This window comes from Streptomyces sp. NPDC005533, assembly GCF_042871845.1.
Lineage (GTDB): Bacteria > Actinomycetota > Actinomycetes > Streptomycetales > Streptomycetaceae > Streptomyces.
The window spans coordinates 1-6,320 of the sequence record NZ_JBIAJH010000109.1; the positions used below are offsets into that span (position 1 = coordinate 1).

Genomic DNA, 6,320 nt, shown 5'->3' on the forward strand with positions numbered 1-6,320 from the left:
CACGCGTCTACTGGGCCTCCACCGCGAACATGGCCCGCCGCCTCACCACCACCACCCCGGCCTGGCGCGACACCGTTGGGCTGGCCGCTTGAGCATCACCGAACTCCTGGTGGACCTTCACGTTCGGGAAAATGAGGCCACGGTCCGGGCGGACGAGCTCCGCAATCAGATCGCGCATCTCAGTGCCGCCCTCGCAGAAACCGAAGCGCGTCTTGCGGACCTGGCCACCACCCGAAAGATCATCGCCGAACTCGCACCGGACGGGACCGAACCCGATCCACCCGAGTCGAGCACCACCTACCAGGCCATCGTGAATGCCTTCAACCAACACCCCGACCAGGTGTTCCGGGCCCGCGAACTGCACGAACTCCTCGACATGCCCACCGACGAGGCATCCGTCAACATCACCCGCAGCCGCCTCGCACGCCTCACCCGCCAAGGCTTCCTCACCCAACCCGGACGAGGCCGCTACCAGAAACGGACTTAACAACCTCTTAGTACTCCAGCAGCGGATCGTGTCCTGAGCTGGTTCTTCTCCGGTAGTGGCTGCGTCGGGCGGTGGCCTGTCGTTGCCTGCGCCAGTGGGACCAGTTCGGTGCGTGATCTCTTGGAGGTGGTCGGTGTGTTCGGTGGTGGGCCGGGGCGCCGTACCGCGCGCAGGGCTGCCTGCTTGTCTGCACCACTTGACGGGCCACCGCGAGTGTGGATCAGTGCTGGTCGAAGATGTAGCCGCGTTCTGCCCCAGTTGGGCAGGAAAAGATCCGGAAGTCGCCCCACCTGCCCACCGTGATCCCGGTGGTGTGGTCGCTGGCGACGGTGAACAGCAAGCGGCATGGCACCCCGCAGGCCAGGCACAGGACATCGTAAGGATCGGTCAGGTGCCAGGTGGGCCACCCACCGAACTTGATCCCGGCCACCTTCCGTCCCCGGACGCCTCCGCGTACTCCTGCACGGCCTCCACGAGCTCTTCGTCCGGCAAGGTCTGCGGGTAGGGGAAGTCGACGAGGGGTACCGGCGTGAGCGTGCACGGCACCGGGCTGTACCCGTAGTCCGGGTCCTCCTGCCGTACAGGCAGTGGGGGCGAGGCGACGACGCGCGTCACGTCCGCGCTGTTGCGCCAGCGGATCTCCGCGACCGGGCTGACGTCGGCATGTGGAGCCGGCGGATCCCAGTGCACGTTGGGGCACCACAGAAGCTGGAACACATCCTTGCCCTCAGGCCACCAGTCGCCCGGTGCATCCTTCCGATACACCTGCGCGACCCCCAACATGGCGGTCGCTGGTATGCCGGAACCGGACTTCTCGTCCGGGACGTCGCAGCACGGCCACGCCTCGTCAGCCGGCCAGAGCAACGGTCCACCTACGGAACTCTGGTGGACTGTCGGTTCCCCCGGTACGGGAGCCAGTACCACGGCCGGCAGGGCGTACGGGGCGAGTCCGGGCACGGCGGCGACGATGTCCTCCGCGGAGGGCCTGGTGTCGTAGGGCAGATCCATGGCCGGAGATTAGCCAACCCCACCGACAGCGGCTCCGGCCGGTCCCCCGCACCCGGAACACCGGGCATCACCGCGGCCGAAGCTCTCCTGGACCTCGGGCTCGCGTTCCACCACGCCGTCCAAGGCGAGGAGAACAAGGTCCGCGCCGTCATCGACCGGCTGCACAAGCTCGCCAGGAGCGGCGACTACGCCTACTACGCCGACATCGCCCACTTCACGGCCTCCGCCTGCCCGACGGCTCCTGCGCCCGCTGGCTCGACGGTCATGAGGTCGTCCGCGCCCCGCTGGCAGCAGCTCGTCGAGAGCCCAGATCCGCAACGCCGGGTAGCCACCAGCCGACGTCGTCAGGGCCTCAGGTCCAGGACACGAACTGGCTCACCGATCCACCGGTCGGGTGCGGTAGTGGCGATGATCGCCCCGTCTGGGCGGTCCGGGGTCGGCTGGGCTGCGTACTGGCAGTGGGCCACCGCCCAGGTGTCCTGCCCAGCCACCGCCAAAGCGGCCGGAAGGTCCAGGTCGAGCACGGTAATGCCCGGCAGCGAGACAAGGTGTTCCGCCGTGCCGGGCCGGGCACGGTCGGCTTCCACGAGCGCGCACGCGGGGGCGTACAGGTACCAGCCGGCCCGGGCGTGGGCGCGATGGATGAGGCGCGAGGCAAGAACGTTGCCCTGGCCGGCCGCGGCCATCGCGGTGTCGTCCAGGACGATGTGCATGGCGTCGCTCACCGGGCAGCCGCCTGAGACAGACGGCGGTCGAGCTCGTTGTCGAGGTCCTGCTCCTCAGCAGGAGTGGGCGCGTAGCCGTTCCATGTCTTCAGCACGGTCCGCGCCTGCTCCGCCCGCGCGGCCCGCTCCTCCGGGGTGAGCATGGTTTCAGCGAGCCGGGCCAGGTAGGCGCGCAGCGACAGGCCCTCCGCTGCGGCTATGGCGGCGAACCGGTCGCGGGCTTCTTCGGGAATGCGGACATTGGCGTCAGGCATCATCGAGCTCCCTCCACCAGCAGGGTACGGGTACGTACCCGTACCCTGCTAGGGGTAAGGCCGAATTCAGTCACGAACCTGTTGTCTGGCTGAAACCAGTGCAATGCTGCCATCGGCGGTGTCCCCAGTCCGGGGCCTCCGCCCTGGCTCACCCAGGTCACCTTGGCGCGGGCCGCGCCGTCCCTCCCGGCCTCCCCACGGAAGGGCCGACGCTTCTCTGCCGCTGACGCGCGCGCCTGAGTCAGGACAGGATGGGGCGGGTCTGGAAAACGTGGCCGGTCTGCTTTAGCCGCGGCGATGGCTGCCGCAGCCGGACTGTCTCCATCAGCGGGGGCGTGCGGATTTCCCTTGCGCGTACTCATGGTCGCATGGCCTGGTTTCTGTCCGGTGCTCTGAGCTTGGTTTTAAAGGTTTCCCCTCGGCTGTCAGGCCGGGGGTTGTCCTTTTTCTGTGGTTTTTGCCGACGGGGTGACGTGGTGCGGGGCGGGTGGTGCGGCTTGGTGGTGCGGCCGGGGCCGGGTCGGGTGGCGCGGTTTCGCGGGAGTGCCCAGGATCTGCCGGATGCGGCGGTGGCCGCGGCGGGTTCGGCCGGGGGTGAGCCGGTGGGGTGGCATGGGTTTCTCCCAGGGTCTGCGGAGGTCGTCGGCGAGGGGCCGGGCGAGGCGGAGCCGGGTGTACGCGGACAGGACCGGCCACACCCATCGGTCGGCCTGCTCCGGGTGGCGCAGCCGGGGGCGGGTCGGGCCGAGTGTCTGCTGGAGGAAGCGGAAGGTGTGCTCGAGATCGAACCGGCGGAGGAAGATCCGCCATGGACGGTCGGTCAGCATCATGCGCGTCGGCGTTCGGGACGCTGTGCCACAGCCGCATGGGTTTGGGGTCCCGGTTGCCTGGCAGGCGCTCGACTGCCAGGTGGATCAGGGTTCCTTCCATGATGGGGAGTCGCCTTCGTGGGCGGCTCCAGGACCCGCGGCGTTCCAGTTTCGGGTGGAGGCGGCCCCGGCAGCGGGCGGTGACGGCACCGAACCGGTCGTGGAGGCTGGTGGACTTTTGCGCCGGGGCGGTGTGGGTGGCCGGGTCGGCGAGGCGGAACGCATCGCCGTGACGCGGTCCGCGACCCTTGGTAGGGCCCTTGCGCCGGCCTGCCGGGTGGTGCATGACCCGGTCGGAACGGATCCGCCCGAGCAGTCGCACCGAATCCTCGCGCAGCAGCCGGGCCAGTCGCACGGTGTCGCAACCGGAATCGAGGACGAACACCACCTTCGGGTCGCCCTCGCACCACTGCCCGGCTTCCCGCAGCCGGACCAGCAGGCCTCGGATCTGGGTGGCGGTGACCTCGATGGGGTCGTCGTCGGAGCCGAGAGGGACCGCGTCCGGCACCCCGGTCCAGGAGGTCCGGCCCCGCCGAGGGCGGCAGCGACCTGGTACGGCCATCCCGGAATCGTCTGCCGGGTCCCGTCGCACCGGCACGGACGGTGACAGTGAAGGCGTCCGGCGAGCGCTCCGCGTCCGGACGCGGCCCCGCCGTCACATCCAGCGTGATCGACAACTGCCGCTCGGAGCCACGCGGCAGCGTCGGGCCGGCCGGAGCGACCCGCAGTCGGGACACATCGATCCGGCCGTCGGCCGGCGCGTCGTACAGCGCCCCGTGCCCGCGCCGGTGGCACCGCCTCGAGCGACAGCTCCGGCAACGGCACCACCGGACCGCCGACGCACAGCACCGCGTCGACCAGCTCGAACAACGCATCCCCACGACGCGTCAGCACCTCATGCAACCCCGCCCGAAGCAGGAAGGTTCAGCCAACGCCTCCCGACGCACATCCCCGTCCACGACTCTCGACACAGACGACCTCCAAGACCGTTGCGTGACTCGACACCACACAGCGTGAAACGGAGGTGCGGTCACAGAAGGTTGAAACTCAAGCCGAGCGCGCTCGAACCGGTCCTGCGTTGGCGTGCCCTGCCTGCTCAGGGTCGTGGCGGTGCAGGCGGTGCGTGTGTGCCGGGCTGGGCGTCATGGCTGAGCTCTCCTGGCCTCTAGTTATGTGGGCGCCTGACATTCCGTATGGGCGCATATCCGGAGGCTGCGCAGCTGCCTCGCCGGGTGCCTGCTGACGACCAGATTGGAGCATGGAAGGGATTTACTTATATAAAACTGCCCTTCGGTGGAATTTTCGGTCCTGGCAGTCACTGGGCATTTTCAGAGTGGCCCCTGATCGGGTGACACCGTGCCGTATTCGTCCAGCTCAGGCCGGTCTGAGGGGTCCAGCTGAAGGTCATTCTGAAAGGGCTCACTGGTCGAATCACTGGCCATGGGCGCAGCCGCTGGTTTGGCCGCCGCGGTAACGTCGCACGGGAACTCGGCCTGAAATATGCCAGACCATTGTGAAATAGCGGTCGGTCCTGGTTCCGTTCTGCCCGCCGGCTGTGCCGCCTGGCCGCAGCCGCTTACTGCTGCTGAGGCGGCCGCGATGAAGAAAAAAATATGGCTTGCCCGGTTTCTGGGACGCCCGAGCCGAAGGCCTTGGACGAAGCCGTCTCCCGGCCGTGACGGGGCGAAATAGTCGACGGCCGCGAGTTTGCGGGACACCCGGCGACGGCCGGCGCCAAGCTGGAAAGATCGACCAGCTGTTTTGGTTCATGGCAGAGAAAGAAGGAGTGGACAAATGGCGAAAGCGATAAAGTGTGCCGGCATGTCGGTGCTGACTGTGGCTCTGGCTGTCGGGTTCGGTCCGGTGAGCCAGGCGGATACACTGCCCGTCCCGGGAACGATGGGTATGCGTCCCGGCCCTGTGCAACTGGGAGGGCCGACAGGAGCAAAATGTCTGGACAGTACTTTTGCTACGGACGGGTGGCCGGTGGCCCTGGGGCCCTGCAACGGTGGAGCGAGTCAGGATGTGACCTTCGCCCCGGGGGGTGAGCTGATGATGCAGGGGAAGTGTCTCGAGCCGCGGGGTACGGTGGTGGGGAATGGTGTTCCCCTGGTGTTCAATCCCTGTGACAACACTGCGAAGCAGAAATGGAGTCGGGGCTATGCCCAGGGAATGCTGTACAACCCCGCCTGGGACAAGTGTCTCGCCATCCCGCTCGGCAGCTTCAACAGCAAAGACTATAAGGATATCCCCCAGACGTGGGACTGTTTCGTCGGGCAGGTTGAGCAGACATGGGCGGCGCCGCTCTGGGGCGAGGTGGGACTGCTGGGCGGCAACTGCCTGAATATTCCCGGAAACAACTGGGTAGCAAATTACGAGCCGACCCTTTACCCCTGCAATAACAACTTGTCGCAGACATGGACGTACGATGCCCCCTCCGGCAATATCCGCGGAAAAGGCGGTGACGGTAAATTCTGCCTCACCGTACCTGCTGCAACCGCTGGAACCCGCCTGAATCTTCAGGCCTGTGAGGCTGGGAAACCGAGCCAGGTCTGGCGGCTCAGCGACAGTGGAAGGCTGTTCAACCCCGACTCCGGGATGTGCCTCAACCCCGTCGGTAAATCCACCGCACCGGACACGAAGCTGGAAATCGCCCCCTGCGACCCTTACACCATCGCGCCCATGGTGGACTGGGTCCCGTCTTCCGGGCAGACCGTGTACGACGAAGCCGGGAACAACGCCGATGCGACCATTCAAGGCGGCACGGCTGTATACACGACCGGTCTGACCGGCCCCGCAGTGACGCTCAACGGCACCACCTACGTCTCTGCGCCGGCACCGGACTTCGGTCCCCTCAGCGAGTTCTCGGTGCAAACAGAGTTCCGGGCGGACGCCGAGGGAACCTACCAGCGCATCGTCGACTACATCATCCCCCCCGGAAGCAGTACCCCCGGCTTCCTCATCGACCTGACACCCA

Annotated in this window: 6 protein-coding genes and 1 pseudogene; 2 read left to right on the plus strand and 5 right to left on the minus strand. The window is 67.2% G+C overall.

Features of this window, described 5'->3' with window-relative positions; genetic code table 11:
- The first annotated feature begins 88 nt into the window (after positions 1-88).
- A complete protein-coding gene (locus tag ACFYP3_RS36705; RefSeq protein ID WP_388842375.1) occupies positions 89-487 on the plus strand; it encodes a hypothetical protein in 399 nt (132 codons plus the stop codon).
- Between the two features lie 387 nt (positions 488-874).
- On the opposite strand, the gene ACFYP3_RS36710 is transcribed toward ACFYP3_RS36705, so the two are convergent.
- From ACFYP3_RS36710 to ACFYP3_RS36730, 5 genes and pseudogenes are all read right to left on the minus strand, one after another.
- On the minus strand, positions 875-1,495 hold the full coding sequence (locus ACFYP3_RS36710; protein WP_388842377.1) for a hypothetical protein: 621 nt from the start codon (positions 1,493-1,495) through the stop codon (positions 875-877).
- Between the two features lie 344 nt (positions 1,496-1,839).
- A complete protein-coding gene (locus ACFYP3_RS36715) occupies positions 1,840-2,208 on the minus strand; it encodes a hypothetical protein (protein WP_388842381.1) in 369 nt (122 codons plus the stop codon).
- An 8-nt stretch (positions 2,209-2,216) separates the two neighbouring features.
- Entirely contained in the window at positions 2,217-2,474 is a 258-nt protein-coding gene (locus ACFYP3_RS36720; protein ID WP_388842379.1) for a hypothetical protein, read from the minus strand.
- A 425-nt stretch (positions 2,475-2,899) separates the two neighbouring features.
- Complete coding sequence (locus ACFYP3_RS36725) at positions 2,900-3,304, minus strand: hypothetical protein (RefSeq protein ID WP_388842385.1); 405 nt, start codon at positions 3,302-3,304, stop codon at positions 2,900-2,902.
- A gap of 238 nt (positions 3,305-3,542) precedes the next feature.
- Positions 3,543-3,905: pseudogene (locus tag ACFYP3_RS36730) on the minus strand (transposase); the annotation flags it as partial.
- A gap of 1,343 nt (positions 3,906-5,248) precedes the next feature.
- Between ACFYP3_RS36730 and ACFYP3_RS36735 the strand changes: the two are divergent.
- The coding region (locus ACFYP3_RS36735; RefSeq protein ID WP_388842383.1) for a ricin-type beta-trefoil lectin domain protein at positions 5,249-6,320 on the plus strand (1,072 nt) is incomplete at its 3' end.